Annotated in this window: 3 protein-coding genes; all 3 read right to left on the reverse strand. The window is 67.1% G+C overall.

What is annotated here, in order from left to right; genetic code table 11:
• Positions 1-70: 70 nt before the first annotated feature.
• Positions 71-871, reverse strand: a complete 801-nt coding sequence (locus AB0I94_RS41890) for a DUF6042 family protein (RefSeq protein ID WP_363315078.1) — start codon at positions 869-871, stop codon at positions 71-73.
• Positions 872-929: 58 nt separating this feature from the next.
• Positions 930-1,439: a hypothetical protein gene (locus AB0I94_RS41895; protein WP_363315079.1), complete on the reverse strand. Its 510-nt coding sequence runs from the start codon at positions 1,437-1,439 to the stop codon at positions 930-932.
• A 223-nt stretch (positions 1,440-1,662) separates the two neighbouring features.
• Positions 1,663-2,781, reverse strand: a 1,119-nt coding sequence (locus tag AB0I94_RS41900) for a hypothetical protein (protein ID WP_363315080.1), incomplete at its 5' end; no start/stop codon positions are given.

A 2,781-nucleotide genomic window follows, 5' to 3' on the forward strand; every position in this document is an offset into this window, starting at 1 on the left:
GCCTGAGGCACTGTTGCCGCGGATCACGATGAGTCGTGTGTCCTCGGTGCCTACCTTGCCCGGCGCCCCGTCAGTCACCGAGGCTCAACTGCAGCCGGTGCTCGTGGAAGTGGTCCCAGTCCATGACGAGGCGGAAGCGCTGGTGCGCCTCCAGTCGTGCCGCGTCGGCCGGCTCCTGGCCTCGCTGCACGCGGGCATCGCCGGACTGAACGAGCTCCGCGAGGGCCAGGCGGACGTTGTCGGCGTCCTGACTGGTGGCAGAGGCCAGCCGGTCCAGGGAGGTAAGGATTTCCTGCGGATCCCCATCGTCGACCAGGTGGTTGATGAGGGTGTCGACGAGCGGTCCGGTGCGCATCGTCCAGCGGATCCAGTCGAGGCGCTTGGTTAGTTCAGCGTCCAGCGTCAGCAGATCACCGGGCAGCGGGAGGACGGCGGGCATCGACCACCGGGTGCCGTCCGGTGTCTCTTCGCGGCTCGCCAGCCCCCATGTCAGGTAGAGCTCGGACAGGTCCCGCACTGTCCTGGGCACCGGGAAGCCGGCGGCTGTCAGCATGGCGCCGAACGCCTCCATGCATCTGGCCTCGTTGGCCTCGCGGCCCTCCGGCGCGTCCGCGTAGTCCCACTCCTCATCCGGCCACGAGAAGGTGCGTTCGCCGTCGAGGTCGCCGCCGATCATGTCCCAGTGGCCGTCGAAGATCTCTTGCAGAAGGCCGTCCAGGGAGCCGAGGAAGCCGGACTGGCTGGCAGTGCCGATCAGCATGGTCAGCGGGAAGCCCTGGCGGGGCAGAACGTGCTCCCAGCCCGAGACGAACCAGTCGTTGTGCATCGCCAGCTCCCGGCGTGGGCCGGGCACAGACGCCTTCTCAGTCATCCGCAGCTCTTCCTCGAAAACACCTCGGTGCCCGCAGCGTACGCAGCATGGTGAGCCCTCATGAACGTCCCACCCACGCCCGGTGTTCGAAGGCCACGTGTAGCTGCTCGCGGTGGCGGCCGCGCAGGACGCCGACGCGGGTTCGGCCCTCCAAGACCTGTAGCCCACTGTCTGCCGGGTTCAGAAGGCGTCGGTCGATGAGGAGCGGCGGGCGCAGCCACGTCCCGTTCTCTTCCCAGTACCGGCCCACTTCCGGGAGTTTCACCGAGGCCCAGTACACCGGGTTTTCGGCGAAGTGCTCGATCAGTCCGGCTTCGCTCTCGCCGGTCGGCATGGTGTGGAAGTCCGCGGTCGGGATCGCCTCCAGCGTCCAGGTGATCGCGCTCAGGTCGAGGTGTCCGTAGTCGTCCACGAAGGGGCCGTGGTCGCCGTGTTCGAAGAGGAAATCTCTGAGCACGGCGTCCGGCCATCGCAGGCCGGCCAAGGCCGGGTCGGCGCGGAAGCGTTCGAAGCTGAGGCCGCCGTCCTGGCGGCGCTCCATCAGCGGGCCGAGGCCGTAGAGGTTCACGCCGTCAGATGTACCGGAGATTTCCGATGGTGTTCCCCCTGGCCTCGCGTCATGACGCTGCGCGCAGCGGGTCGTTGCGAGCGACGACGCCAAAGAGCCGGCCCCAGGGATGTCATGGCTGATTCCCCTGGGGCCGTGGCGTGTCCGAGGCACGGTCAGCTCTGGGGGTCGTTCGGGTCAGTGAGCCGGTTGAGGACGTCGGCGTCGGTCATCCAGATCGTCTTCAGGCGCCGATTGCGTCCTGCGGCGGCGTTTCTTGGAAGAAGGCGCGCAAGGGCTCGTCAATGGCCACGTCGCGGCTGGTGCCGTCGGCTGCGGCATCGAGACGGGGCGCGAGGTCTTCCGCGTCGTGAGGCGTGAGAACGAGCCAGCGCAGGACGACCTGTCGTACGAGAAGCCTGAGGTTGTGCAGGTCGGCCAGCTTTTCCCTCTCCTCCTGGTCCTTGAGCAGGTCTCCGTGTACGTACCTCGAGCGCGCCTTGTAGGCCTCCCGTACCCTGCCTTCGACACTTTCGCGGGCAGACGGTGTCAAGAAGAGGGCGGCTGCGCGGGTCCGGATCCTTTCGCTGATGCCCTGGTGCTTGTCCTTGGGGCTGGCCATCAGTGCCTCCAGCACGATGACGTAGTCCAGGTGCAGTTCATCGGCTTCTTGCTCCCACACGCCGTAGTCTCGGTGCGTGCGCTGGTGGGCCTGCAGCAGGTGGCGGGCAGCTCGCTCCAGACGCCGGGCACGCTTCTTGGGCAGGCTCCGGCCGCTGGTGACGCCATCCATGACAGCGTCGATCTTTGCTGTGACGGCGGTGCAGAAGGCCTGCAGCCGGGGTAGCTCTGCCGGAGTGATGCGGAAGTTTGTGTACTCGCGCTCTTCGACCTCGTCTTGGCCCCCGTAGTGATTTTCGTAGACCTGGAGGGTGGTGGGCACGTGGTTTTGGTTCAGGCCGAAAGCCCGGCCCCTCTCGACATCGAACACCGCGTCGACGTGCAGCAGGTCGTCGCTCCACAGAATGAGCGGCAGCAGTGCCCTCCAATGCTGGGCTTCCGGTCGCGGACCGGTGAGGTCGAACCAGCGCCTGCCCCTGCGGTCGGCGGCACGGTCGGGGTTTACGGCGTGGAGGAACGGGGCCCCTGCCAGAAGCTGGAAGTCGAGACCGCCCGGCGTGATGCCGTGGAGGGCGGGCATGGGGCCCAGCTGGCTCAGTTCCTCCGGATCGAAGGCTTGGAGGGTGTATCGGCCCAGCTCGAGTCGCGCCCGCTGTGGGAGGTCGCCGTTCAGGAGCAGCCAGTTCTCCACTGCTGGTGCAGGGGCTGTGCAGAAGGTGACGAAGCTGTCCGCAATCTCTTC

Source organism: Streptomyces sp. NPDC050147 (assembly GCF_040660195.1).
GTDB lineage: Bacteria > Actinomycetota > Actinomycetes > Streptomycetales > Streptomycetaceae > Streptomyces.

Bases quoted from the DNA above. Each gene is read 5' to 3' on its own strand.
- AB0I94_RS41890 (WP_363315078.1), bottom strand. From the start codon at position 871: ATGACTGAGAAGGCGTCTGTGCCCGGCCCACGCCGGGAGCTGGCGATG.